General features: G+C 52.7%; 21 protein-coding genes. 13 read left to right on the top strand and 8 right to left on the bottom strand.

What is annotated here, in order from left to right; translation table 11 throughout:
- The first annotated feature begins 192 nt into the window (after positions 1–192).
- From EHW58_RS09410 to alr, 6 genes are all read left to right on the top strand, one after another.
- Positions 193–1,701, top strand: a complete 1,509-nt coding sequence (locus tag EHW58_RS09410) for an aldehyde dehydrogenase family protein (RefSeq protein WP_152796101.1) — start codon at positions 193–195, stop codon at positions 1,699–1,701.
- A 123-nt stretch (positions 1,702–1,824) separates the two neighbouring features.
- Positions 1,825–2,052 (top strand): hypothetical protein, encoded by a 228-nt coding sequence (locus EHW58_RS09405; protein ID WP_046074318.1) that lies wholly within the window; start codon positions 1,825–1,827, stop codon positions 2,050–2,052.
- A gap of 140 nt (positions 2,053–2,192) precedes the next feature.
- A complete protein-coding gene (locus EHW58_RS09400; protein ID WP_152796099.1) occupies positions 2,193–4,001 on the top strand; it encodes an assimilatory sulfite reductase (NADPH) flavoprotein subunit in 1,809 nt (602 codons plus the stop codon).
- Entirely contained in the window at positions 4,001–5,716 is a 1,716-nt protein-coding gene (gene cysI / locus EHW58_RS09395; RefSeq protein ID WP_152796097.1) for an assimilatory sulfite reductase (NADPH) hemoprotein subunit, read from the top strand. Before EHW58_RS09400 ends, cysI begins: the two co-directional genes overlap by 1 nt.
- Entirely contained in the window at positions 5,709–6,488 is a 780-nt protein-coding gene (locus EHW58_RS09390; protein ID WP_077666599.1) for a phosphoadenylyl-sulfate reductase, read from the top strand. Before cysI ends, EHW58_RS09390 begins: the two co-directional genes overlap by 8 nt.
- Before the next feature lie 227 nt (positions 6,489–6,715).
- Entirely contained in the window at positions 6,716–7,951 is a 1,236-nt protein-coding gene (gene alr, locus EHW58_RS09385; protein WP_077578821.1) for an alanine racemase, read from the top strand.
- A gap of 79 nt (positions 7,952–8,030) precedes the next feature.
- Here the strand turns inward: alr and EHW58_RS09380 are convergent, their stop codons facing one another.
- On the bottom strand, positions 8,031–8,651 hold the full coding sequence (locus tag EHW58_RS09380; protein WP_077606404.1) for an FKBP-type peptidyl-prolyl cis-trans isomerase: 621 nt from the start codon (positions 8,649–8,651) through the stop codon (positions 8,031–8,033).
- A gap of 125 nt (positions 8,652–8,776) precedes the next feature.
- Between EHW58_RS09380 and EHW58_RS09375 the strand changes: the two genes are divergently transcribed.
- Complete coding sequence (locus EHW58_RS09375) at positions 8,777–9,397, top strand: LysM-like peptidoglycan-binding domain-containing protein (RefSeq protein WP_158075458.1); 621 nt, start codon at positions 8,777–8,779, stop codon at positions 9,395–9,397.
- Between the two features lie 406 nt (positions 9,398–9,803).
- Complete coding sequence (locus EHW58_RS09370) at positions 9,804–11,435, top strand: methyl-accepting chemotaxis protein (protein ID WP_077638675.1); 1,632 nt, start codon at positions 9,804–9,806, stop codon at positions 11,433–11,435.
- A gap of 63 nt (positions 11,436–11,498) precedes the next feature.
- On the opposite strand, the gene EHW58_RS09365 is transcribed toward EHW58_RS09370, so the two are convergent.
- Both EHW58_RS09365 and cpdB read right to left on the bottom strand, forming a co-directional pair.
- A complete protein-coding gene (locus EHW58_RS09365; RefSeq protein ID WP_046074311.1) occupies positions 11,499–11,966 on the bottom strand; it encodes a GNAT family N-acetyltransferase in 468 nt (155 codons plus the stop codon).
- A gap of 79 nt (positions 11,967–12,045) precedes the next feature.
- Positions 12,046–14,001 carry a 2',3'-cyclic-nucleotide 2'-phosphodiesterase gene (cpdB, locus tag EHW58_RS09360; protein WP_370517847.1) on the bottom strand — a complete coding sequence of 652 codons (1,956 nt, stop codon included), beginning with the start codon at positions 13,999–14,001 and terminating at the stop codon, positions 12,046–12,048.
- 291 nt (positions 14,002–14,292) lie between these two features.
- On the opposite strand from cpdB, the gene cysG reads away from it, so the two are divergent.
- The 5 genes from cysG to cysC are packed head-to-tail and all read left to right on the top strand — an operon-like array spanning position 14,293 to position 20,482.
- Positions 14,293–15,720: a siroheme synthase CysG gene (cysG, locus tag EHW58_RS09355; protein WP_152796093.1), complete on the top strand. Its 1,428-nt coding sequence runs from the start codon at positions 14,293–14,295 to the stop codon at positions 15,718–15,720.
- Positions 15,721–15,732: 12 nt separating this feature from the next.
- Positions 15,733–16,641 (top strand): sulfate adenylyltransferase subunit CysD, encoded by a 909-nt coding sequence (cysD, locus tag EHW58_RS09350; protein WP_046074308.1) that lies wholly within the window; start codon positions 15,733–15,735, stop codon positions 16,639–16,641.
- A 9-nt stretch (positions 16,642–16,650) separates the two neighbouring features.
- The gene (cysN, locus tag EHW58_RS09345) at positions 16,651–18,075 is read left to right on the top strand and encodes a sulfate adenylyltransferase subunit CysN (protein ID WP_152796091.1); all 1,425 of its coding nucleotides are present in this window, start codon (positions 16,651–16,653) and stop codon (positions 18,073–18,075) included.
- Between the two features lie 3 nt (positions 18,076–18,078).
- Positions 18,079–19,821, top strand: a complete 1,743-nt coding sequence (locus tag EHW58_RS09340) for an SLC13 family permease (RefSeq protein ID WP_152796089.1) — start codon at positions 18,079–18,081, stop codon at positions 19,819–19,821.
- Between the two features lie 34 nt (positions 19,822–19,855).
- A complete protein-coding gene (cysC, locus tag EHW58_RS09335; RefSeq protein ID WP_152796087.1) occupies positions 19,856–20,482 on the top strand; it encodes an adenylyl-sulfate kinase in 627 nt (208 codons plus the stop codon).
- Here the strand turns inward: cysC and EHW58_RS09330 are convergent.
- The 5 genes from EHW58_RS09330 to EHW58_RS09310 all read right to left on the bottom strand — a co-directional run bounded on the left by EHW58_RS09330 (position 20,479) and on the right by EHW58_RS09310 (position 24,860).
- Positions 20,479–21,381, bottom strand: coding sequence for a TIGR03899 family protein (locus EHW58_RS09330; RefSeq protein WP_046074304.1), 903 nt, complete (start codon positions 21,379–21,381; stop codon positions 20,479–20,481). The two genes, cysC and EHW58_RS09330, sit on opposite strands and share 4 nt — an antisense overlap.
- Positions 21,382–21,620: 239 nt before the next feature.
- Positions 21,621–22,118, bottom strand: coding sequence for a DUF3299 domain-containing protein (locus tag EHW58_RS09325; protein WP_077606396.1), 498 nt, complete (start codon positions 22,116–22,118; stop codon positions 21,621–21,623).
- Between the two features lie 3 nt (positions 22,119–22,121).
- On the bottom strand, positions 22,122–23,381 hold the full coding sequence (locus EHW58_RS09320; protein WP_077606395.1) for an ABC transporter permease: 1,260 nt from the start codon (positions 23,379–23,381) through the stop codon (positions 22,122–22,124).
- Entirely contained in the window at positions 23,378–24,073 is a 696-nt protein-coding gene (locus EHW58_RS09315; protein ID WP_152796084.1) for an ABC transporter ATP-binding protein, read from the bottom strand. The genes EHW58_RS09320 and EHW58_RS09315 overlap by 4 nt, the downstream gene beginning before the upstream one ends.
- Positions 24,074–24,113: 40 nt before the next feature.
- A complete protein-coding gene (locus EHW58_RS09310) occupies positions 24,114–24,860 on the bottom strand; it encodes a DUF2796 domain-containing protein (protein ID WP_152796083.1) in 747 nt (248 codons plus the stop codon).
- Positions 24,861–24,876: the final 16 nt, after the last annotated feature.

Raw genomic sequence — 24,876 nt, 5'->3', positions numbered from 1 at the left:
AAAAAGCCGCGCACATGCGCGGTTTTTTTATACCTGAAGATTCCGCCTATTCGCTTCTGTTGCCCATGTCTCACTGCGACTTTCGCCTAATACCCAGCCAATAAAAACTCTGCCACGCTTTTTGAGCAATAACGGCAAGGAGAGAGCAGTACGTGCTCCGCCATCTACTCAAACACGGAATAAGGAAAGAGTATGATCTACGCAAAACCAGGAACAGATGGGTCAGTGGTTAGCTTTAAGTCGCGTTATCAAAACTTTATCGGTGGTGAATGGGTGCCGCCGGTGAAAGGGCAGTATTTTGCCAATACGTCACCGTGCACTGGCGAAACCCTTGCTGAAGTGCCGCGCTCAAGTAGCGACGATGTGGATCTGGCATTGGATGCGGCGCATCGCGCGAAAGACGCATGGGGGAAAACCTCTGTCACTGATCGGGCCAATATTTTGTTAAAAATAGCGGATCGGATTGAAGCGAACCTCGAAATGCTCGCCGTGGCGGAAACCTGGGAAAACGGTAAAGCGGTACGTGAAACCTTGGCGGCGGATATTCCTCTCTGCGCCGATCATTTCCGTTACTTTGCCGGTTGTATTCGCGCTCAAGAGGGCACCGCGGCGGAGCTGGATGCAGGCACGGTGGCGTATCATATTTACGAGCCTTTAGGTGTTGTGGGGCAGATCATTCCGTGGAACTTCCCCTTACTGATGGCGTCATGGAAGCTTGCGCCGGCCTTGGCGGCGGGCAACTGCGTGGTACTCAAGCCGGCGGAGCAAACCCCGACGACCATCTTGCTATTGATGGAGTTGATTGGCGATCTGCTGCCTGCTGGTGTGGTTAACGTGGTCAATGGTTATGGCGCAGAGGCGGGCCAAGCGCTTGCGACGTCGTCTCGGATTGCCAAACTGGCGTTCACAGGCTCTACGCCAGTGGGTCATCACATTCTACGTTGCGCGGCAGAAAACCTCATTCCTTCAACCGTTGAGCTGGGCGGTAAATCCCCCAACATCTATTTTGAAGATGTGATGCAGCAAGAAGAAGCATATATCAATAAAGCGGTAGAAGGCCTGTTGCTTGGCTTTTTCAACCAAGGCGAAGTGTGCACCTGTCCGTCGCGCGCGCTGATCCAGGAAAGTATCTATGACGACTTTATCGCACGCGTGATTGAGCGCGCAGGCACGATAAAACAGGGTAACCCGCTCGACACCGAGACCCAGGTCGGGGCGCAAGCATCAGACGAACAGTTTGATAAGATCATGAGCTATTTGAAGGTCGGGCAAGAAGAGGGGGCGAAGGTATTAATTGGCGGTAGCCATCAGGATTTGGGCGGCGGCTATTATGTGCAGCCGACCCTACTGGAGGGCAATAATAATATGCGGGTTTTCCAAGAAGAGATCTTTGGGCCGGTGATTGGGGTGACCACCTTTAAAGATGAGGCGGAAGCTTTAGAGATTGCTAACCACACCGAGTACGGGTTGGGTGCAGGGCTTTGGACCCGTGATATGAACCGCGCCTATCGTGTCGGACGTGCGATTGAAGCAGGGCGGGTCTGGACAAACTGCTATCACCTTTATCCGGCGCATGCCGCCTTTGGCGGCTACAAAAAGTCAGGGATCGGGCGAGAGACACACAAAATGATGCTGGGTCACTATCAACAAACGAAGAACTTACTCGTTAGCTACGACATTGATCCATTGGGTTTCTTTTAATAGAGACCACCTCAATGCGGAGGCGGTGACAACATCGCCTCGGCTCATCAAGCCTCCTGCATGGCAGCTTTGCTTATCTGAGACTAAACTCAATAAGTGATCCAATTCAGTGGGCAAAGCATCATGACAGCCGAACAGCTACGTGCTTTATACCGTCAGCAGCTTTTGATTGAGGCGGTTGTTGAGCCTTCGTTAGATAGCGAGGGGTGGGTTGTTGAGTGTCGCCACACCGGTGGTGGTTTAATGGCGCTTACCAATGCTGAAGGGATTGAACAATGCTTTACCGATATTGACCAAGCGACGTTGAATGCGCTTGAGATTGGTTTTCAGCAAGTTCGTATTGCTGACTAACATTATGTTCCCGCTCAATGACACGCCGCTGCGCACCTACCTTACAAAAAGTTATAAAACATTCACATCTATTCTTTATTGTTATTAATTGGTGAGGGTACGCTAGCATTCACGCAATGTTAGCAAGGAATGTCGTCACCATGTTACTCAAGGATCTCTCCGGGTTAACCAGCCCGCTCAATGATCAGCAGATAGGCCAGTTGCAACAAGCCGTGGCGGAGTTGTCACCGCAGCAACTGGCCTGGATCAGTGGTTATTTTTGGGGGTTAAGCCAAACACCTGCTGGTGAAGCGGCGGCACCCAATGCTATGCCACAAGCCAGTTCTGCTCCCAACCATACACTAACCATTTTGTATGCGTCACAAACCGGCAATGCTAAAGGCGTGGCGGAGGCGCTGCATCAGGAAGCGGAAGCGGCTGGGATCCCGGCCAAATTGGTTGCAGCAGATAGCTACAAAGGCAAGCAACTGGGCAAAGAAACCCATCTTGTGATTGTTGCTTCCACCAATGGTGAAGGCGAGCCGCCCGATAACGCCATTGAGTTACATGAATTTTTGCAATCGAAAAAAGCTCCCAAACTGGATCATCTTCATTATGCCGTCTTGAGCTTGGGAGACTCGAGTTATGAGTACTTCTGCCAGACGGGGAAAGACTTTGATGCCTTTTTGCAAAAGCTTGGCGCCAAGCCGATGGTTGCCCGCCTTGATTGCGATGTGGATTATGAAGCCACGGCCAGTGCTTGGCGAGAGCAAACCTTAGCCGAGGTGAAGCAACAATTTAAGGCCAGTGGTGATGCGCAGGTAGTGCCGCTTCATCAAGCCACCGCGCAAGCAAAATACACCAAACAGTCGCCTTATACCGCTGAGCTACTCACCTGCCAGCGCATTACCGGACGAGGCTCAGATAAAGCGGTTTATCATGTTGAGCTGGATCTGGATGAATCCGGCATTGAATATCAGCCAGGCGATGCTTTGGGGGTGTGGTATCAAAATGATCCCGAACTGGTGGACAGCATCGTCGCCAAGGTGGGTCTGCGTGGCGATGAAACCGTCGATATCGACGGTGACAGCCTCTCGTTGCGAGACGCGCTAATTGCCCACTATGAGATCACCGCCTCTAACCCACAGCAGATCAGTGCGCTGGCAGCGTTATCGGAAAGCGACACACTCACCGCATTGACCGAAGACAAAGCCGCCTTGCGCGAGTTCGCGAATCGCACTCAGCTGATTGATGTGCTGGCACTGGCGGACGTCAACCTGAATGTCGAGCAATTTCAATCGATATTGCGTCGGCTCACGCCGCGTTTGTACTCGATCGCCTCTAGCCAAGCAGAAGTGGAAGATGAAGTACACCTCACCGTTGGGCTGGTGGCTTATCAGCATGAGAGCGGAGAATCACGCCAAGGCGGCGCCTCGAGCTTTCTCGCCCACCGCGCTGAAGCGGCCGAGACGGTTAAGGTGTTTGTTGAGCACAACGATAACTTCAAACTGCCAACCAGTGATGACACTCCCATCATTATGATTGGTCCCGGTACCGGTATCGCGCCGTTCCGCGCCTTCTTGCAAGAGCGAGAGCAACGAGAGGCAAAGGGTGATAACTGGTTGTTCTTTGGCGATCGCACCTTTACTGACGATTTCCTCTATCAGGTTGAATGGCAGCAATACCTTAAATCTGGCCTGCTGACGCGGATGGATGTGGCCTTTAGCCGCGATCAGGCTGAGAAAGTGTATGTCCAGCACCGGTTGCTCGCGCGTGCTGAGACAGTGTGGCAATGGCTATCAAATGGCGCTTACATCTATGTGTGTGGTGATGCCAACCAAATGGCGAAAGATGTCCATGAAGCCTTAATCGAGATTGCCCAGACACAGGGTCAACAAAGCCGTGAGCAAGCGGAAACCTTTATTAATGAATTGCGCAAAGATAAGCGCTATCAAAGGGATGTGTACTAATGAGTGAGCAGAAATTTGCGGGCGATACACTGGGCCCACTAGCTGATAACGAGCGTTTGAAAGAGCAAAGTGATTACTTGCGTGGCACCATTGATCAAGACTTGGATGATCCGATCACTGGCGGATTCACGGATGATAATTTCCAGCTGATCCGCTTCCATGGTATGTATCAGCAAGATGATCGCGATATCCGTGCCGAGCGACAAAAACAAAAACTGGAGCCTTTGCACAATGTGATGTTGCGTGCGCGGATGCCGGGCGGGATCATTACGCCCCAGCAATGGCTGGCGATTGATAAGTTTGCCCGTGAAAGCTCGCTCTATGGCAGTATTCGCCTGACCACCCGACAAACCTTTCAATTTCATGGTGTCCTTAAGCCTAACATCAAGCTCATGCACCAGACCTTGAATGAATATGGCATTGACTCGATTGCCACCGCTGGGGATGTGAACCGCAACGTATTGTGTACGTCCAACCCGGTGGAGTCAGAGCTCCATCAGCAAGCTTATGATTGGGCAAAGCGGATCAGCGAGCACTTGCTGCCTAAAACCCGCGCTTACGCAGAGATTTGGCTCGACGGTGAAAAAGTCGAAGGCAGCCAAGACAAAGAGCCGATTTTGGGTGAGCGTTATCTGCCACGTAAGTTCAAAACCACGGTGGTGATCCCGCCACAAAACGACGTGGATGTGCACGCCAACGATCTCAACTTTGTCGCCATTGCTGAGAACGGACAGCTTGTCGGCTTTAACGTCCTCGTTGGTGGTGGGCTGGCGATGACCCATGGTGATACCAACACCTACCCGCGTCGCGCGGATGACTTTGGCTTTATTCCGCTTGAGCATACACTGAAGATCGCGGAAGCCGTGGTCACCACACAACGTGATTGGGGAAACCGCTCAAACCGTAAAAATGCGAAAACCAAGTACACACTTGATCGCGTTGGTGCGGATGTGTTCAAAGCGGAGGTGGAAAAGCGCGCCGGCGTGAGTTTTGCGCCAAGCCGCCCGTATACCTTTACCGGACGCGGCGATCGCTTAGGCTGGACCAAAGGCATTGACGGTAAATACCACCTCGCCCTGTTTATCGAAAATGGTCGTTTGCGAGATACACCAGAAAAACCACTCAAAACCGGCATGGCGGAGATAGCTAAAGTTCATCAGGGCGATTTCCGCATGACCGCGAATCAAAACCTGATCATCGCGGGGATCCCGGAAGCGCAAAAAGACGAGATTGAGGCGTTAGCGCGCCGTTACCGTTTAATTGATGACGAACACAGTGTGCAGCGCACCAACTCGATGGCGTGTGTCTCCTTCCCAACGTGTCCACTGGCGATGGCTGAAGCCGAACGCTTCTTGCCGGACTTTGTCACGGAAGTGGAGAAAATTCAGCAAAAACATCAGGTGCAAGATGATCCGATTGTACTGCGTGTAACCGGTTGCCCGAACGGCTGTGGCCGCGCCATGTTGGCAGAAGTGGGTTTGGTGGGTAAAGCGCCGGGTCGTTATAACTTGCATTTAGGTGGGAATTGGGAAGGTACCCGGATCCCTAAGATGTACAAAGAGAACATCACCGATCGTCAGATCCTTGAAGAATTGGATCAGTTGATTGGTCGCTGGGCGACAGAGCGCGAAGCGGATGAGCACTTTGGTGATTTCTTGATCCGCCGCGAGGTGATTGCCCCCGTGCATGTATCTAAGAGGGATTTTTATGCCTGAAACCGTTCAACCTAACGCGACGTTAGCCTTAGCTGACATTGCCGCGATGAATAAAAGTCAGCAAGCCTTGGCATTGGCGGAGGTGAATGCCACCTTGGAGGCACTCTCGGCATCTGAGCGTGTCGCCTGGGCGTTAGAGCACCTTGAAGGGCAGTTTGTCCTCTCGTCGAGCTTTGGGGTGCAAGCGGCATTGATGCTGCATTTGGTCAGCCAGGTGAAGTCGGATATTCCAGTGATTTTAACCGACACGGGTTACTTGTTTGCAGAGACCTATCGGTTTATCGATACCTTAACCACAAGGTTGGATTTGGACTTACGGGTGTATCGCGCCGCACTTAGCCCCGCTTGGCAGGAAGCGCGTTATGGCCAACTGTGGGAGCAAGGGGTGGAGGGGATCACCCAATACAATCACATCAACAAAGTCGAGCCGATGAAGCGCGCGTTGCGAGAGCTAAACGCCGGCACCTGGTTGTCGGGATTGCGCCGGGGTCAATCAGACTCTCGCGCCAATCTGCCGATACTCAGTGTCCAGCATGGAGTATTTAAGTTCTTGCCCGTGATTGATTGGTCAAACCAAGCGGTGGACGACTACTTGCGCGAGCATGATTTGCCGTATCATCCCTTGCGAGACCAAGGCTATGTGTCGGTAGGGGATGTGCATACCACCCAGCGCTTGGAGCCAGGTATGCGAGATGAACAAACACGCTTTTTTGGCCTAAAACGCGAATGTGGATTGCACGAAGATGACTTGAATGATGGCGCTGGCATATAGCGTGTTGAGTCTTGTCTGCGACAACGCTTCTCTCAAACGTCACCCTAGGGTGGCGTTTTTTTGTTCAAACACGCGGAACTTGTCTATCTTTTTTATTGAGTGACTCGTCAGCCGTGAAGTGTTCTGTGATATAAACAGCGCGCATTGCCAGGAGGCATAAATAAAAGCGGTCAGCTTTTATTTAACACGTCACGGATGCTCCATTTATGTGACCAACAGTGAAGCTTATGAACAAAAAATTCTCTTTAGTGGCGCTTGCCGTCGCCGGTGTCGTTGCCCTTGGGGCACCCGCCGTCATGGATTACTCCTCGCCTACGCCGTCGACGCCTGATACCGGCAATCGTTATATGGGGCATGGCAACGGCTGGCTAGAAGTGAGCACCTCCACCTTTGGCGACAATATTCAACGTGTGCAGCAGAAAGTCAGCGAAGGCACCAAGATTTGTGTGGTCATGAAAGCCGATGCCTATGGCAATGGTATTGCTGGTCTTTTACCTACTGTGATTGCCAGTGGCATTGATTGTGTTGGCATTGCTAGCAATGAAGAAGCGCGGACCTTGCGTGAAGGCGGTTTTACCGGCGAGATCATGCGTGTGCGCACCGCGACCTTACAGGAAATGGAGAGCGCATTAGCATTGAATATGCAAGAGCTGATTGGGTCGGCAGAGCAAGCCGAACAAATGCGTCAGCTTGCCGAGAAACATGATATTACCATTCCAGTCCATATGGCGTTTAATGCCGGTGGAATGGGCCGCAATGGCATCGAGATGAACGAGGAGTCGGGTAAGCAAGTCGCGTTGGATATTGCCACTGACCCGCGTTTTAACGTGGTCGGTATCATGACGCACTTTCCTAACTACGAAGCCGATTATGTGCGCAGCAAGTTAGGACAATTTAAAACCAACAGTGAGTGGTTGATTGAACAGGCAGACTTGAAGCGTGAAGATGTCTTGCTGCATGCCGCGAACTCGTTTGTCACTTTAAACGTGCCAGAGGGTCATTTTGATATGGTTCGCCCTGGTGGGGCGCTGTATGGCGATCAGCCAACCAACCGGGAGTTTCCGCCCATCATGAGCTTTAAGACCAAGGTGGCCTCTGTGCATCATTTACCCGCGGGCAGCACGGTTGGTTATGACAGCACTTATACCTTGGAGCGTGATTCTATTCTGGCCAATTTACCGGTCGGCTATTCGGATGGTTTCCCCCGTAAAATGGGTAATGATGCCGATGTGCTCATTCAGGGGCATCGCGTGCCTGTTGTCGGCGTTGCGTCAATGAACACTATTATGGTTGATATTACTGATATTGCCGATCAAGTGGCCCCCAACGATGAGGTGGTGCTATTCGGTCAGCAAGGGGATAAAACCATTGGTGCGGTAGAGTATGAGACCAATGCGGATGTGATTTTCCCAGAAATCTATAGCTGGTGGGGCGCAGTGAACCCACGTGAATACGTGCAATAACGCCGGACTAAAAGACAAAAAGCGATGCCGAGGCATCGCTTTTTTCATTCCTGACTTGGCGCTTGTATTCAATCAGCGATTACAGGATGTCGAGTAGCTCAACTTCAAAGACAAGGGCAGCAAACGGAGGAATGGCTGCGCCCGCACCACGCTCGCCATAGGCGAGATCTTGTGGCACATACAACTTCCACTTAGAGCCAACTGGCATCATTTGCAGGGCTTCAATCCAACCTTTAATCACGCCAGTCACCGGGAATTCAACCGGCTCACCACGTGTGACTGAGCTATCAAATACACTGCCGTCAATCAATTGACCATGGTAGTGAACACGCACCTGCTTATCGCTGGTTGGAATTTCACCGTCACCTTGTACCAGTACTTCGTACTGCAAACCTGAATCTGTCACGGTGACGCCTTCGCGCTTGGCATTGTCTGCCAAGAAGGCATCGCCTTCTGCTGCTTGTGCTTTTGCAGCCTCTTGACGAACTTCTTCCGCTTTTGTGTGAAGCTCACGCAATGCGTTATTGATGTCGTCAATTTCAATCTCTGGCATTTCGCCAGCCAGCGCGGTGCTGATGCCTTTTGCAATGGCATCAACATGTAAGCCTTCTAGGCCGCTACCGGCAAGCTGTTGGCCCATTTGTAGGCCGATGCCATAGCTCGCCTTCTGCTCGACAGTTTCCAGTTGTACGTCAGACATAACGTCTCTCTTTTTTGCGTCAATAAAGTGTGAAAGGATAACAGGTGATGGTTTCGTGGGTAAACTTTTGTGCCAATAAGGCGTCCAAGATGAGGACAAAACAACAAAACATGCGCGGAGTGGCAATGAAGTTAACAGCAATGCGTTCATACTGGAACAAACTGCGTGCTGGATGGCGAGAGAAACTCACAGCGGGATGGGAAAACCGTCCTAGCGTAAAAAGCCTACATGGTTTGACGGGGCTAAAGCAGGGTTGGCAACGCCTACCGGCTTTACACCGACGCCTATTGATGGTGCTTATCCCGACTGTATTGGTGTTGGCTGTGCTTCCTAGTCCCTCGCCCAAAGCCCCCTCGCCCCAAACTCGTCAACCCGTCGCCCTGAATACAGGGGCGAATGTATCGTCAGCGTCGCAAAGTGATTCGTCAGTCGCGGCGTCAACCGCTGAGCCTGCGACTCAACAAGCTGAAAAAAAAGAAAATAGCCCTTGGGTGAGCCATCAAATTGAGCCCGGTGACACGCTGGCCAAAGTCTTTCGTCGCTACGATCTAGCGTTAACCGATCTGTATGCGATTGCTAATATTGAAGGTGAGGGAAAGCCGATTAGTCGCATCCAGCCAGGGCAGTGGATCCGCTTTAAACGTACACAGAGTGGTGCGTTAGATATTCTGCAAATCGAAACCGAGAAAGGGCAATCGGTACTCTATTTCCGTTTGTCTGATGGCGGGTTTGCTCGCCAGCGTTAGTCTTTTGATGTCAAGAATCCAACCGAAAGCACAGTAACGGGGTGCTTTCGGTAGTCAACCTCTCTTTATCTCAGCCTTGTTCTGTCTTTTTTCTACTCGATGTGTGATTAAAGTCGCTGCCGGACGATTTTTGATCTACTTTTTATAAATCGGTCAATAGAGCCGAATACGCTACACCATTGGGGCGGAAAAGGGATAAGTTGCTGTTCAGGGCAAGAATGCTTACACAATCAGCCATCATCGTATGACAGACTTTTTGCAAAAATAATGAGTCTTTCATCACACTTTGGTTATTTTTTGTGCTAGTATTCGTGCCGCTGTGTAGGACAGACACGCAAGCCCGCCTCAACATGGATGTCTAGGCATTAACACGCTAATCACTAATTTGTTGAGGACTCGCTTTTCCATGTTGAAAAATCTATCTATTGGTAAAAAGTTTACGGCGGCTTTTTCCCTGATTGGTATCGCTGTGGTGATCTTTGGGTTTTATATCTATACCCAAGTCAGCGGCATGCGCGATAATATGCTGAACTTTACGGACGATACCCTCCCCGCAGTGCTTGAGATCGAGCGACTCAATGAAGAGATAATACGTATTCGTCAAGATCAGTATGCGGTTCTCACCTTTAGTGATCCGGCAGAACGACGTGAAATCTTGGGTGAAATCGATGTCATGAAGCGCGATTATAGCCGCGCGCTTGATGCCTATGAAGAAAGCCTTTGGTACGACAACGAGCGTGCTATTTTTACTCGTATTCAAAATCACTGGGACCAATACAATCAAGAGCTCAGTGCCTTTCCTGACAGGGTCGAAGCGGGACAACTGACCGCGGCGCAAAAAATCCTGTCGAACTCGTTCGGCACCTTTGGCCAGTTGGATAAATCGCTTAAAGAAATGTCTGAGCTGACCCAAGGGTTTATTACCTCAAACCGCACCTCCATGCTGAATCAAGTGTCGACGGTGAGCATGACCATTATCGGGGTATTGTTTGCGGTGATTGCCTTTATGATTGTGGTCGCGATTATCTTCACCCGCGCGATTATCAATCCGCTACGCTTGGTGATGGAGCAGTCGTCTGCGATTGCCAAGGGCGACCTGACTTACCAGTTGGATCGTAGCCAGATTGGTAATGATGAAATGGGTAAATTGGCCGACTCCAGTATCGCCATGCAAGATAGCTTGCGTAGCTTGATTGAAGAAGTGATTGCCGCGGTCACTCAATTGAGCAGTGCGGTCGAAGAAGTGAGTGCGGTTTCTAGCCAAACCTCCAGCGGTATGCAAAATCAGCAGCATGAAGTATCACAAGTCGCGACCGCGATGGCGCAAATGAAAGCCACCGTGGCGGATGTGGCGCAGAACACCGAGAGCTCATCCACCGCGGCCAATGAAGCGAGTGAACAGTCGCGCATGGGCGCACAAGACATTGATGGTATGGTGGCCTCGATTCGCAAAGTCGCCGAGGACATGCGTCAAACCGGCGATACTGTGAATGAATTGGATCAGCAGTCGAAACAAATCAACATGGTGGTGGATGTGATTCGTGATATCGCTGAGCAAACCAACTTGTTGGCCTTGAACGCAGCTATTGAAGCGGCACGTGCCGGAGAGTCGGGCCGTGGCTTTGCGGTGGTTGCCGATGAAGTGCGTACCCTCGCGGGCCGGACGCAAGATTCGACCGGTGAAATCACCACTATCATTGAGAAACTGCAGCAGTTTGCAACCCAAGCGCGCAACGCCACCACCCAAAGCTGTGAAAGCATTGAGCAATGTGTGGAGCAGGGCGATCAGGCGCAGCAATTGGTGCGTGGGATTGAAACCTCGGTTGAGAACATTGCTGATATGGGCATGCAGATCGCTAGTGCCTGTGGTGAGCAAGACTCAGTGGCGGATGAGCTCAGTCGCAATATCGAGCGCATCAATGATTCAGCACAAGAAGTGGCAGGTGGCGCCGATCAAACTGCGCAAGCCTGTAGCGAATTGAGCCAATTGGCGCAATCACTGCAAAGCACTATGCAGCGTTTCCGCCTGACAAAATAATCGCGAAACGATCGCGCACGCTTCATGACAATGAATCCCGCTCTTTGAGCGGGATTTTTTTGCTTAAACGGCAGACGTCTCACTGACTGATAAGCGCATATCGATATGTGGGATACCGTCTTCTAAGTAAACGTCGGAAAACGCGACAAAATCGTGCTTTTGGTAAAAGCGCTGTAGGTGTGCTTGAGCGCCTATTTCGATGTTTTGCGCGGGCCATTGCTGTTGGCATACTTGAATGGCTTGGCGGATCAGCTGATGGCCCCATTGCCCATTGCGATGAGTGGGTGCAATGATCACGCGACCAATACTGCTCCCTGGGTAACTTGCCCCGGGGGCGAGAATACGGGCATAGGCGGCGAGCTCTCCGTTCAGCCAGCCCATTAAATGCACGGTGTCTGGGGCCGTATCGTGCGTGTCCAGCTCTGGATAGGCGCAGGCTTGCTCAACCACAAACACATCGACACGCAATTTCATCAGTGTGAATAAAGTGCGCGTATCCAGCGCGTCAAAGGTTGCCTGTTGCCATTCCATGTCATTTCCTCTTGATTGAACATAAAAAATACCGCAGACAGGCTGCGGTATTCAAAGGCTATTTATCTTTCTGTGTTAATTACTGGCGAGGTTGGCCTAAATCAACATGATAAACGGCAAAGCCGACCTCATCTTTTCCTTCTCGCGTCATCGACCAGCGGCCTTTTTGCTCAATAAACTGCGCCGCTTGCTCACTCGGGGAGGTTTCAAAGCTCACCACGGCATCGCCCTTAATCGGGGCAATCGACCAGTTATTGTCAGCGCTAACGGTCACCTCACCTTCCTCTTCACTCACGCGACTGATGTAGTTGGCGACCACGGTGCGGTTTTCATCCGGCGCGGCAAAGGCAATATGATCGCTGCCGGTGCCCGGGAACTTCGCGCCATACGCACGGTAGTTATTGGTCGCCACCAAGAAGGTTTGCTCGGGATCAACCGGCTTGCCTTGATAGGTGAGGTTGACGATCCGTGATGCCTCTGGGTTCACTTCATTACAACCGCCGTCGTAACGCGCGGGCTGGGTGACATCAATTTGGTATTCCACCCCATCAATCACGTCAAAGTTATAGGTGCGGAAACCGTCCCAGTTGATCAGCGATTGCGGCTGCGCTGCGTTTGGATCGATTTGATTAAACTGGCCGGCGCTGCACTCCAGCCATTGGGTGAGTTCGGCGCCAGAGACTTTCAGCGCCACCAAGGTATTCGGATATAGGTAAAGATCGGCGGCGTTGCGGAAGGTCAGTTGACCGGCTTCCACTTCGGTAAAGTTGCTCGGATCGTTTTTGCGTCCACCGGCCTTAAAGGGCGCAGCGGCAGAGACAACCGGAAGGTCGGCCAAATCTGGGTCGCCTTGGATCATGCGATCGACATAATCTTGTTGAGCGAGATTGACGATTTGTACGGTTGGGTCATCTTGTAGCAATGCCAAATAAGAGTACATCACATCATTGGCTTTGCCGATTGGTTGATTCACAAAATCTTGTGTGGCTTTATGATCGGCTTCTACCGCATCAAGTATCGCCTTATCGGCTTCAACCAATGCCTTATTGTTGGCGCGGTCAAAAATGGGTCGCGCATGCGCGTTGCTATCAGTGACTTGCCATTGACCGTCCACTTGCTCGAGGGCGAGATCAATCACCCCGACGTGGCTGCCCCAGCGGCCAGCCATCACACTGGCCACGCCATTGATGGTGCCTTTTTCGATATCCGCGCCGGGAATATTGGCAAAGTCCTCGCCGGGGAACACCGCGTGTGAGTGACCAAAGGCAATGGCATCAATGCCGTCGACATCGGTGAGGTAATACACGGAATCTTCAGCCATCGCTTTATACGGCGCTTGGGAGATCCCAGAGTGTGGGATTGCCACCACCACGTCTGCACCCTTGGCTTTCATCTCTGGGACGAGCTTTTCAGCGGTTTGTTTAATGTCTTTGGCGATCACTTTGCCTTCAAGGTTGGCTTTATCCCAAGTCATGATCTGCGGTGGCACAAAGCCGATGTAGCCGACTTTGATGGTATGGCTGTCACCGTCTTCATCTTTGAGTTGGTATTCTTTAATCAAATACGGGTCAAAGTAATGCTCGCCAGTCTCTGCATCGAACACGTTGGCGTTGATATACGGGAAGTTGGCGTCGTTAATCGACTCTTTTAAGAATGCTAGACCGTAGTTGAATTCATGGTTACCGATGTTACCCACTTCATAATTGAGCAAGTTCATCGCTTTATATACCGGATGTACTTCACCGGGTTTAATGCCTTTGCTGGCCATGTAGTCGCCCATCGGGCTGCCTTGAATCAGGTCACCGTTATCCACCAATAGTGCGTTTTGTGCTTCATCACGCGCTTGCTTAACCACAGTGGCGGCGCGGACCAAGCCGATTTTTTGCGAGGGCTTGTTTTTGTAGTAGTCGTAGTCCATCACGTTGGTGTGAATGTCGGTGGTTTCAATCACACGTAGGTTAACGGTGTCGGCAAAGGCACTGCCAGAGGCAGCAAGCAGACCGGCAACTACCGCTGTAGCGACCGCAGAAGGCATCAAACGCATAACAAAGTCTCCAGTGAAAAGTGTGCGTTAGTTATCAGGCAGATGAATTATGCCGTTTCTCATACCTAGAAAGCTGTGCGATTGATCGGCTTATTATCTTCGGCTGTCGCTCAATACCGATATCTTGCACGCTTTGCGATCTCAGTCATCGTTAATCCTTTCAGGCAAAGGCACTTCAGGTCTTTTAATTACAAAAAAGAATAAAAAATGAATTTATAGAATTTCAGGTAATAGATGTGGGGCGATATAGTGGCGGTATTGTCATCAAGGGAATGCGCGATCATGGATTATCTTCCCCTCTTTGCTCAGCTCAAAAACCGTCCTTGCCTCGTGGTAGGGGGCGGCGAAGTCGCATGGCGCAAAACGCGCATGTTGCTCAAGGTGGGCGCGGCCGTTACTGTGGTTGCCCCTGACGTCGACCGTGAAATTGCGGAGGCGCAAGCGCAAGGAAAGCTGACCGTTTTGCGTGAGGCGTTTCGTCCCGATCATCTGGACGGAAAGATGCTGGCGATTGCGGCGACTGACAATGCCCTCGTCAATGAGCTGGTCTCCACCGCTGCTGACAGCCGCAATATCTTGGTCAATGTCGTTGATGATACCCCTAAGTGCAGCTTTATTGTCCCTTCTTTGGTTGATCGCTCTCCCATCATTATTGCCATCTCATCGGGTGGCAAAGCGCCGGTATTGGCGCGGATGTTACGTGAAAAAATTGAAACCCTAGTGCCGCAACATATTGGCAAGATGGCGGCAATGGCGGGTGCGTTTCGCGACAAACTGAAAGCGCGTATTCCGACCTTAACGGGCCGGCGCAAATTCTGGGAGGCTGCTTTTAGTGGGCGGTTTGCCGATTTAGTCGCGGCAGGCAAACACCAGCAAGCCGAGCAAGCGCTGGAGCAGCTTAGTGGACAAATCACCACCCAAGGCGAAGTGGCGTTGATTGGTGCCGGGCCGGGGGATCCTGGGTTATTGACCTTGCGCGCGTTGCAGTTGATGCAGCAAGCCGATGTGGTGCTATACGACTACTTGGTGGCTGAACCGATTATGGAGCTGTGCCGTCGAGATGCGGAGCTGATTTGTGTGGGCAAACGGGCGAGCTACCACAGTGTGAGCCAAGACGACATCAATCGCCTGTTGGTCGAGCATGCTCAAGCCGGAAAACGGGTGGTGCGCTTAAAAGGGGGCGATCCTTTCATGTTTGGCCGCGGTGGTGAGGAATTACAAACCCTAGCCAACGCCGGTGTCTCTTTTCAAGTGGTACCCGGGATCACCGCTGCTGCTGGGGCGACGGCCTATGCCGGTATTCCGCTCACCCATCGCGATCATGCCCAGACCGCACTGTTTATTACCGGTCATTTGAAAAAAGAACAAGACACCTTGGAGTGGGCGACGTTAGCGCGCCCGCGTCAGACCTTGGTGATTTATATGGGATTGATGAAGTCGGCCCATATTCAAAGCCAACTGATGGCTCACGGCCGATCGCCGGACACCCCTGTGGCGGTGATTGAAAACGGCACGCGTCCGGAGCAGAAAGTCTTTACCGGTCAACTCAACAACTTACCGTCGCTGGCGGAACAAGCTGCGTCGCCCGCGCTTATTGTGGTGGGCGAAGTGGCGGCACTCGCCGGTCAGCTGACATGGTTTGGCGAGGGGCGCGCGGTAAGCGATGCCGACCCCACGCAAGCCCCCACCGCTGTGGTTAACTTCGCTTAAAGGATAGTTAGAATGGATGCAAAAACACTCACTCACCTCCAGCAGTTAGAAGCCGAGAGCATTCATATACTGCGGGAAGTCGCGGCGGAGTTTGATAACCCCGTGATGCTGTATTCGATTGGCAAAGACTCGTCAGTGATGCTGCATTTGGCGCGCAAAGCTTTTTACCCCGGAAAGATCCCGTTTCCGCTGCTGCATGTCGATACCGACTGGAAGTTTCGCGACATGATTGCCTTTCGCGATCGTACTGCCAAGGAGCTCGGGCTGGATCTGATTGTGCACAAAAACCCAGAAGGGATGGCTCAGGGGATCAATCCTTTTGATCACGGCTCCGACAAGCACACCGATATCATGAAAACCCAAGCGCTGAAGCAGGCGCTGGATCAGCATAAATTTGATGCGGCATTTGGCGGCGCGCGTCGGGACGAAGAAAAATCCCGCGCCAAAGAGCGTGTCTATTCGTTCCGTGATAAGAACCATCGCTGGGATCCGAAGAACCAACGGCCAGAGCTGTGGCGCAACTATAACGGTCAAGTGAACCCGGGCGAGAGCATTCGTGTTTTTCCGCTCTCTAACTGGACTGAGCTCGATATCTGGCAATACATCTATCTGGAAAATATCGACATTGTTCCGCTTTATTTAGCAGCCGAGCGCCCAGTGGTAGAGCGTGATGGCACCTTGTACATGGTGGATGATGCGCGGATGCCGATTGGGCCCGACGAAACCGTGACCCATAAATCGGTGCGTTTTCGCACCCTGGGCTGCTACCCATTGACCGGGGCAGTAGAGTCACACGCCAATACCTTGCCAGAGATCATCGAAGAGATGTTGGTCGCTACCTCGAGTGAGCGTCAAGGGCGGGCGATCGACCACGATCAGTCCGGGTCCATGGAGCGCAAGAAGCGTCAGGGTTATTTCTAAGGAGCAGTCATGAATCCAGCAATTCAACAACAGGTGGCCGATCTGGGTATTGAGGGTTACTTGCAACAGCACCAACACAAAAGTTTATTGCGCTTTTTGACCTGTGGCTCGGTCGATGACGGTAAATCGACCTTGATTGGCCGCTTGCTGCACGACTCGCAGCAGATCTATGAAGATCAGCTGGCTGCGGTCCATGCCGATAGCCAGCGTGTCGGCACCACGGGCGAGAAACCCGATCTGGCGCTACTGGTAGACGGCCTGCAAGCCGAGCGCGAGCAGGGGATCACCATTGATGTGGCGTACCGGTATTTCTCCACCTCCAAGCGCAAGTTTATCATCGCTGACACCCCCGGCCATGAGCAGTACACCCGTAATATGGCTACCGGCGCGTCGACCTGTGATATGGCGGTGATCTTAATCGACGCGCGTCACGGCATCTTGGATCAGACCCGCCGCCATTCATACATCGCTAACTTGCTGGGTATTCAGCATTTTGTGGTAGCGGTGAACAAGATGGATTTGGTGGAATATAGCCAAGCTCGGTTTGATGAAATCCAAGAGCAATATTTGGCGTTTGCCGATCAGCTCAACCCCGGCTTGTCGGTGTCTATGGTGCCCTTGTCGGCACTGGAAGGCGACAATGTGGTCAATGCCAGTGACGCGATGGCGTGGTATCAAGGCGAGCCGCTGCTCAGCCAACTAGAAGCCATCGACATTGAAAAATCGCGCGGGACGGGCGCATTCCGTTTTCCGGTGCAGTATGTCAATCGACCAGATCTGAACTTTCGCGGTTACGCCGGCACCCTTGCCAGTGGCGAGGTGCATGTGGGCGATGAGGTTAAGGTACTCCCTTCTGGGCTTACCGCGAAGGTCGCGCGCATCGTCACCTTTGACGGTGATCGTGAATTTGCCTTTAGCGGTCAAGCGGTCACCCTCACTTTGGATAGAGAAATTGATATTTCGCGCGGCGATCTCTTGGTGCGAGCGGACGATGACGTGGCGGTGGGGCAACGATTTGACGCCGACGTAGTGTGGATGACGCAAACCCCACTGGCACCGGGGCGCGAATACGAGATTAAGTTGGCCAGCAAGAAAACCTCGGCACAGGTTGAGGCGCTGTCCTATGGGGTGGATGTGAATACGCTTAACACCCATGACGCAGACACCTTGCCGCTCAATGGCATTGGTCGTTGCACCCTGACCCTGAGCGAAGCGGTGCCGCTGGATACCTATCACGATAGCCCGAATACCGGTGGCTTTATCCTGATTGATCGTCTCACCAATGTGACGGTCGGCGCGGGCATGATCCGTCATGTGGCGGAGACGCAGCCGCAAACCACCTCGTCGTTCTCAGCGTTTGAGCTTGAGTTAAACCAGCTGATCCGCAAGCACTTTCCGCATTGGCAAGCGCGGGATCTGCGTCAACTGGGATAAACGATGAGTTGGCAAGAAACCACGGTACTCACCTTGCTGGTGGCGATTGTCGCCGGCTTGGTGCTCACCCGCATAAAGCCTGTACTCTTGTTTGCGGGGGCCGCGTTTGTGGCGTTCCAAACCGGGCTCACCTCGGTTGAAGCGCTGACGGCGAACTTTACCGCGCCATCACTGCTTACCTTGGTATTGCTGATTTTGGTTTCTTGTGCGTTGGAGAAAACCCATCTGACCAGCTGGGTCGCCCGACAGGCGTCGCACGGCGCGCTACCCACCGTGATTGCCAAATTAGGCATATCGAGCGCGCTGCTATCGGCGCTGGTCAATAACACAGCGGTGGTGGTGTCGATGATTGGCGCGATCAAGCGTAACCGACGTCACTCACCTTCGCAGCTTTTGATCCCATTGTCATATAGCGCCATTCTCGGTGGCACCCTAACGCTGATTGGCACGTCCACCAATCTCATTGTGAACAGCTTTGTTGAGCGGGCGGGTTTACCCAGTTTGGGCTTTTTCACCCCAACGTTCATCGGTGCCGCGGCACTGGTGGCGGGGCTGTTGGTGTTAATTCCGTTCAGCTATCGGTTGCCACGCCAGGATGGTGAACAAGAGGAAAGCTTGCCGTATGTACTTGAAGCACGACTAGCCGCCGACTCGCCCTTATGCGGTCGCAGTGTGGCCGACAATGGCTTGCGGGCACTACGCCGCTTGTACTTGGCCGAAATTCATCGTCAAGACGGGGTGATTGCGCCTGTGTGTCCGGATACGCCGTTATTGGCCGGTGACAAGTTGCAGTTTGCTGGTGATGTGGAAAGTGTTGCGACCTTACAAGAGATCCCAGGCTTGACCTTGTTCGGTCAGCATCACATTGATGGACAAAATTTGATTGAGGTGGTGGTGAGCCACAGCGCCAGCATTTGTGGCAAAACCCTCAAAGCCGCCCGTTTTCGCGAGACCTTTGATGCGGTGGTGGTCGCCATTCGCCGCGGCCATGAAAAACTCGACGGGGGACTGGGCAATATTCCTTTGCATGCCGGCGATACGCTGGTGTTGGTGCCGGGTAAAACCTTTCGCCAAGACAGCCAAGCGTTGCGGCGTGAATTCGTGCTCTTTAATGGCTTGGAAGCCAGTACCCGTATTTCCGAGCGTAAAAGTGTTGCGGTACTGGCAGGGTTTGTGGCGGTGATCGGCGCTGCCTTGCTGACCCCGGTTCCGCTGCTTAATGGCTTAGCCGCTTATTTGGTGGTGTTGCTGGTCACCGGCATTATCTCCTTGCACGATTTACAACGCCGCTTTCCGGTTGAAGTGGTGGTGATTGTCGGCGCGGCGCTGACGTTGGCACAACTGATGTTGGCGTCAGGGCTTTCAGCACGCTTTAGTGATTGGTTTATGGCGACTTTTAGCGCAGGGGGCGCGATAGGGGCACTGGTGGCGGTGTACTTGCTGACTTTGTTGCTAACCGAGCTTATCACTAACAATGCCGCGGCGGCGCTAGCTTTCCCGCTAGGCTATAGCTTGGCGCTAGGGTATGGAGTGGATCCTATGCCCTTTGTGATGGCGGTGCTGTTTGGCGCCAGTGCCAGTTTTATTTCCCCTTACGGGTATCAAACCAATTTATTGGTATACAGCGTGGGCAATTACCAGCTACGTGATTATTTGCGTCTGGGACTGCCATTATCTGTGGTGTATTCCGCGGTGGTGCTCACCCTGTTACCGATTGTTTTTCCTTTAACGCCGGTGGCCTCTTAATCATAGCGTGGCCAACGAAATTGCGGAGACTTTCATGACTGACACTGTATCTGCGCCAACCGATCCCAACGTGATTTGGCATCAGCATCATGTTGATCAAGCCCAGCGCAGCGAACAAAAACAGCAGCAACCTGTAGTGCTTTGGTTTACCGGCTTGTCTGGCTCGGGTAAATCGACCATCGCGGGCGCGCTAGAGGCGGCCTTGGTGGCCGAAGGGCACCATACCTATTTGCTGGATGGTGATAATATTCGTCATGGCTTATGTCGCGATCTGGGTTTTTCCGATCAAGACAGGCGCGAGAATATTCGCCGGATTGGTGAAGTGGCCAAGTTGATGACCGATGCGGGCCTGATTGTCTTGAGTGCTTTTATCTCACCGTTTCGTGCGGAGCGAGAGATGGTGCGCGAGCGTTTGCCAGAGGGGCAGTTTATCGAAGTCTTTGTCGATACGCCGCTGACAGTGTGTGAGCAGCGCGACCCCAAAGGGCTGTACAAAAAAGCGCGTGCCGGCGAGATCCCCGCCTTTACTGGCATATCGTCCGACTATGAGCCACCGCAAACACCGGCGGTCCATTTGACCGGTGATCACAGCGTCGCTGAGCATGTGGCGACCTGCCTTCGCATACTGCGTGAGCGCGGGGTGCTACGCACGTCGGATTAAGCGTGGGTGTTGACCGTATCACCCACATCGCTGTGCATCTCAAAGCCTTCGGCGAGCAACTCACAAATGGCGTGGTGGTAATCGGGATGCACGCGTTTACCGACCAGTTTTGCGAGCTCATGGCCGGTGGGACTAAAGCGGTAGTAATAAAGACGCATCCCTTTGTGTAATGGGGTGAGCATGTATTGGGTGTCTTGCAGTTTAAACGGCATCGCTGGCTGCATTTCAATCACGCCGGATTCGAGCTCAGTGCGCAGGATCAGCCCCAAGTCCATCAACAGCATTAAGTCGGTGTAAGACAATTGATAGTGACCCAGCGAGAGTTTATGAGGCGGCTCTGGGCGCAGCAGTTGCACCAAGCCTTGGCGGCGGCGAAAACCGGTGACTAGCTTTTTGGTGCTGTCTTGACCAAAGGTGCTGGATAATGCACAGGCGCGTTGCAGTGCTTGCGCTTCGCGCTGGGTCATGGTCTCGAGAATGGTCAGTGCTTTAATTGAGGTGCTGCCGGGGCGGAGCATTTCTTGTTTGAGGATCTTCGCCCACAACTGCTGCATCGCATGGCCGTGAATATTGCGTGCTAAATCGAAAAAACGCACTAGCCAATCTGGATCTGGGGTCTGAGCGGTTTCGCTATGACACTGGTCGTAGGTCAGAGCGATGATGGCTTCGAGATTGGCCTGCTGCTTTTGCATCACATGACGCTGGCGGTTGGCACTGCGGTGAGCGAGATCTTCCTGCTCAACCTCCTGCAGGCGCGCATCCACGTGGTACTCACTGGCAATCGCTTTCAGTCGTCCTTTACTGCCACGCAGATCCGCGTCTTCTTTGTAACTGTGATCTTGATGTTGCCGTTTGTCGGGATGGGCGTCGACGACCACGGGTTTGTCTTGCTCTGCCATGCGAGTCTCACACTGATTGTCAGCAAAATTTAATGCTGGCAAATATGTTAATTAAAGATTAAATTTGTTAACATCATGAGTGTTAACAATCAAGTGTAGGGATGCGTGTGCGCAAGCAAAAACTCAACCCCATCAATCTGCTGTTGATTGCCGTGTACATTGGCGCACTGGCGATCTTGTCTCATTATATTGTCTGACAACATCGGGTGCGCCGATCGGGCTCACTGATTGATAGGGACTTATCCGTCGTCGTAGTCAGTTAATTCGGTGCCTTGTAGCACATATCCCACTTCTGCCAAGTCATGACTGACATGCTCGGTTTTCAGTGTGCCCTCGACATACACCACATCCCATAGTTGTTGAATCGGCGCGCCGCCGGCAAACTTTACATAAACAATCTGATTAGGTGGCGGCGGTGGGACATGGATACAGGCGCCAAGAAAGGGCACCAATAGGAACTCCGTCACCACTTTATCGTCGCCTTCTAGAGGGATCACAAAGCCAGGGATTTTGACCTGGCTGTTGTTGAGCTCCGGGCGAACTGAGCCGACAAGACTTTGTGGATTCTCACTGTCGTGGCTGATTTCCGGCATCCCGCGGCTATCAAATTGGGCGCGTTCGTGCTCGGGGACCAAATCAATCCAATCTAGCGTGAGTGGCTCACTGCTTGCCCACGCCAGTGAGCTTAACAGGCCACTGAGTAAAGCGATAAGACCGAGCGTTATCCGTTTTTTCATCTGTTACACCTTAATTGTCATGCCATCGGCGAGCGCCTGTCGATAGGCCCGCCAGGCCGGGATCAAGCCCACGATAAAACCGGCGATTAACACACCTGCCATCAGTGATAGCTCATAAGAAGATGGCCAGTCGAGTGGCAAGAACAAGCCAAACTCACTGAGGATATAAGGCTGCGCCAGCGCCAGCCCGCCATAAAGCAGGAGCACACCAAAGACGATCCCTGCGACGGTGATCGCGACCGCCTCACTGACCAGAAGCAAAATAATATGCAAAGGACGCGCGCCCATCGCACGTAAGATTGCCATTTCTCGCCGACGTTCATTCAGGCTGGTAAGTAGGCTTGAAAGCATGCCCAAAAGCCCGGCGACGGCGACAAATCCGGAGATCACCAGCAGTGCTTGCTCGCCAACCCGCATCATACCCCAGAGTTCATGCAAGGCAATACCGGGCATGATCGCGGTGAGTGGCTCGCGTGGATAGGTATTAACCCAGCGCTGGACGGCAAAGGTTTTGATTTTGCTGTTTAGTCCCACCATCACTGCGGTCAGCTGCTCCGGTTGTAGCTCGCGTTGCTGCGCTTGCGCTTGGGTGAGACCTTGGCCGAGTCGCGCGCCACTTTCCCAGCCGACGTGAATCGCTTCTATGGCTTCAAGCGACACATGCACACTGCGGTCGACGGGGGTGCCAGTGGGCGCTAAGATCCCGGTGACCGTAAAGGGTAAATTGTCATGCTGATTAAAGCCTTTGTCGGCCAGTCCATGGGCAATGATCAGACTATCGCCCATCTTGTATCCCAGCTCTTTCGCCACTTGGGCGCCAATCACGGTATCAAATAAGCCGGAAAACGGGCCGCCTTGGCGAAAGGCGAGTGGTTGTTTTTGACCATATTGATAATGAGCAAAGTAATCATTGGTGGTGCCGACCACGCGAAAGCCGCGATGAGAATCGCCCAGTGAAATGGGAATGGTCCAATTCACATCCGAGTGCTCACGAAGGCGCTGGTAACTGTCCCAGCCGATATTGTTGGTGGCGTTACCAATACGAAACACTGAGTAGAGCAGTAAATTAATGGGACCGGAGCGGGCACCGACAATTAAATCGGTATTGGAGATGGTGTTGGCAAAGCTGGCCTTAGCTTGGGTGCGCACCTTCTCCACCCCGAGTAAGAGCACCACGGCGATGGTGACAGTCAGCAAAGAGAGCAGGGCGGTGGCGCGGCGATTCTTGAGGCTTTGCCCTGCCAATCCTAGTAGTGAAATCATTGGTTGGCCTCCTCGCGGTGTATGGCGCGATTAAGCGCGGGAAGCGAGACATCGCGGTCAAACAAGGGCGCCAATTGGCTGTCATGGCTGACAAACAGTAAGCTGCTATTAGCTTCACGGCATCGGTCTTGAAGTAATTGAATAAAGGTATTTCGGGTGTCTGCGTCGAGCGCAGAGGTGGGCTCGTCAGCGATAATCAATGCTGGTGCCCCAATTAATGCGCGAGCCGCTGCGACCCGCTGTTGCTGGCCGATACTCAGTGCAGTGACTGGCTGATGGTAACAGTGCGCGGGAAGACCAAGTTTATCGAGTAAATAGGCGGCCTCTTGGTGTGCAGGCTGGCTGAGTGCCTGACGCCGCGTGTGAGAAAAGCGCAGCGGGACGGTGACATTGTCAATCACCGATAAATAGGGCAGCAGATTAAATTGCTGAAAAATATAACCAATATGGTTAGCACGGAATTGATCCCTTTGGCGATCATTCAGTGCGGTTAGCGCTTGATGATTGACCGTCAGTGTTCCCGATTGTGGGGTATGAATGCCTGCAATCAGGCTCAGCAGGGTGGATTTCCCGCTGCCACTGGGGCCTTTTAAAAATACATGCTCGCCATCATCGATCGCAAAGGTGTCGATATCTAAGATCGGTTGCGACTGATCTGGCCACGTAAAACGCAGTTGTTCGATGGTTATCATGCCTGACAGGGGCGCTTAACGCGCCCCGCCTCCTTGTTCACTACCACTGGATATGCGACTTGGCACGATTCAAGGTGTCTACCCAGACCTTATCATCAGTAAAGGCCTGAATTTTGATGGTTTCTGTGTTGGGGAACAGGCTAAACCAATCAGTTTGCAATTCGGTGAAGGCTGGCGGGTTTTGGCAAACGAATTGGTAGTTCGCTGATAAGGTGTTGTGGTTACCGTGATCATGCCCATGATGCTCATCGTGGCCGTGGTGCTCGTCGTGGCCGTGGTGCTCATCGTGGCCGTGGTGCTCATCGTGGTCATGGTGCTCATCGTGGCCGTGGTGCTCGTCGTGGTCATGGTGCTCATCGTGGCCGTGGTGCTCGTCGTGGTCATGGTGCTCATCGTGGCCGTGGTGCTCATCGTGGCCGTGGTGCTCATCGTGGTCATGGTGCTCATCGTAGTCGCTAAAACTGCTGGTGACTTTGGCCTCGGCGAGCTGGCAATTTGCCTCTTTGGCTAGCTGGAAGCGTTTCCCACCATCACGCAGCAGCGCATAAGCATCTTCGAGTGTTTGCTGGTCGGCGGCATTTTTCGGGTGGTGCTCAAACCCAACCACATCATGGCCGGGTGCGGTCAGTTCAATCAGCACACGCTCACCGTCTTGGGCGAGGCTTGCCGTGACTTCACCGTGCACATGGGCATCGAACGACTGATAGTTGGCTTCTTCGGCGAGCGTGGCTGTGGACGCGGTTGCGATGGCCATGGCGATAACATTGGGTAAAAAACGCGTTTTCATTGGGTTCTCCTAGTGA

Origin of the sequence: Salinivibrio sp. VYel1 (assembly GCF_009377945.1) — a bacterium.
In the GTDB taxonomy this organism is placed as follows: domain Bacteria; phylum Pseudomonadota; class Gammaproteobacteria; order Enterobacterales; family Vibrionaceae; genus Salinivibrio; species Salinivibrio siamensis.
This window is presented reverse-complemented; position numbering and strand designations above follow the sequence as displayed.

Excerpts from the sequence above, each read along its gene's own strand:
- EHW58_RS09375 (WP_158075458.1), top strand. The coding sequence starts at position 8,777 with ATGAAGTTAACAGCAATGCGTTCATACTGGAACAAACTGCGTGCTGGA.
- EHW58_RS09325 (WP_077606396.1), bottom strand. The coding sequence starts at position 22,118 with ATGAAAAAACGGATAACGCTCGGTCTTATCGCTTTACTCAGTGGCCTG.
- EHW58_RS09310 (WP_152796083.1), bottom strand. The coding sequence starts at position 24,860 with ATGAAAACGCGTTTTTTACCCAATGTTATCGCCATGGCCATCGCAACC.
- cysC (WP_152796087.1), top strand. The coding sequence starts at position 19,856 with ATGACTGACACTGTATCTGCGCCAACCGATCCCAACGTGATTTGGCAT.
- EHW58_RS09340 (WP_152796089.1), top strand. The coding sequence starts at position 18,079 with ATGAGTTGGCAAGAAACCACGGTACTCACCTTGCTGGTGGCGATTGTC.
- alr (WP_077578821.1), top strand. The coding sequence starts at position 6,716 with ATGAACAAAAAATTCTCTTTAGTGGCGCTTGCCGTCGCCGGTGTCGTT.
- EHW58_RS09365 (WP_046074311.1), bottom strand. The coding sequence starts at position 11,966 with ATGGAATGGCAACAGGCAACCTTTGACGCGCTGGATACGCGCACTTTA.
- cysI (WP_152796097.1), top strand. The coding sequence starts at position 4,001 with ATGAGTGAGCAGAAATTTGCGGGCGATACACTGGGCCCACTAGCTGAT.
- EHW58_RS09405 (WP_046074318.1), top strand. The coding sequence starts at position 1,825 with ATGACAGCCGAACAGCTACGTGCTTTATACCGTCAGCAGCTTTTGATT.
- EHW58_RS09370 (WP_077638675.1), top strand. The coding sequence starts at position 9,804 with ATGTTGAAAAATCTATCTATTGGTAAAAAGTTTACGGCGGCTTTTTCC.
- EHW58_RS09410 (WP_152796101.1), top strand. The coding sequence starts at position 193 with ATGATCTACGCAAAACCAGGAACAGATGGGTCAGTGGTTAGCTTTAAG.
- EHW58_RS09320 (WP_077606395.1), bottom strand. The coding sequence starts at position 23,381 with ATGATTTCACTACTAGGATTGGCAGGGCAAAGCCTCAAGAATCGCCGC.
- cysD (WP_046074308.1), top strand. The coding sequence starts at position 15,733 with ATGGATGCAAAAACACTCACTCACCTCCAGCAGTTAGAAGCCGAGAGC.
- EHW58_RS09390 (WP_077666599.1), top strand. The coding sequence starts at position 5,709 with ATGCCTGAAACCGTTCAACCTAACGCGACGTTAGCCTTAGCTGACATT.
- cysG (WP_152796093.1), top strand. The coding sequence starts at position 14,293 with ATGGATTATCTTCCCCTCTTTGCTCAGCTCAAAAACCGTCCTTGCCTC.
- EHW58_RS09400 (WP_152796099.1), top strand. The coding sequence starts at position 2,193 with ATGTTACTCAAGGATCTCTCCGGGTTAACCAGCCCGCTCAATGATCAG.
- cpdB (WP_370517847.1), bottom strand. The coding sequence starts at position 14,001 with ATGCCTTCTGCGGTCGCTACAGCGGTAGTTGCCGGTCTGCTTGCTGCC.
- EHW58_RS09330 (WP_046074304.1), bottom strand. The coding sequence starts at position 21,381 with ATGGCAGAGCAAGACAAACCCGTGGTCGTCGACGCCCATCCCGACAAA.
- EHW58_RS09315 (WP_152796084.1), bottom strand. The coding sequence starts at position 24,073 with ATGATAACCATCGAACAACTGCGTTTTACGTGGCCAGATCAGTCGCAA.
- EHW58_RS09380 (WP_077606404.1), bottom strand. The coding sequence starts at position 8,651 with ATGTCTGACGTACAACTGGAAACTGTCGAGCAGAAGGCGAGCTATGGC.
- cysN (WP_152796091.1), top strand. The coding sequence starts at position 16,651 with ATGAATCCAGCAATTCAACAACAGGTGGCCGATCTGGGTATTGAGGGT.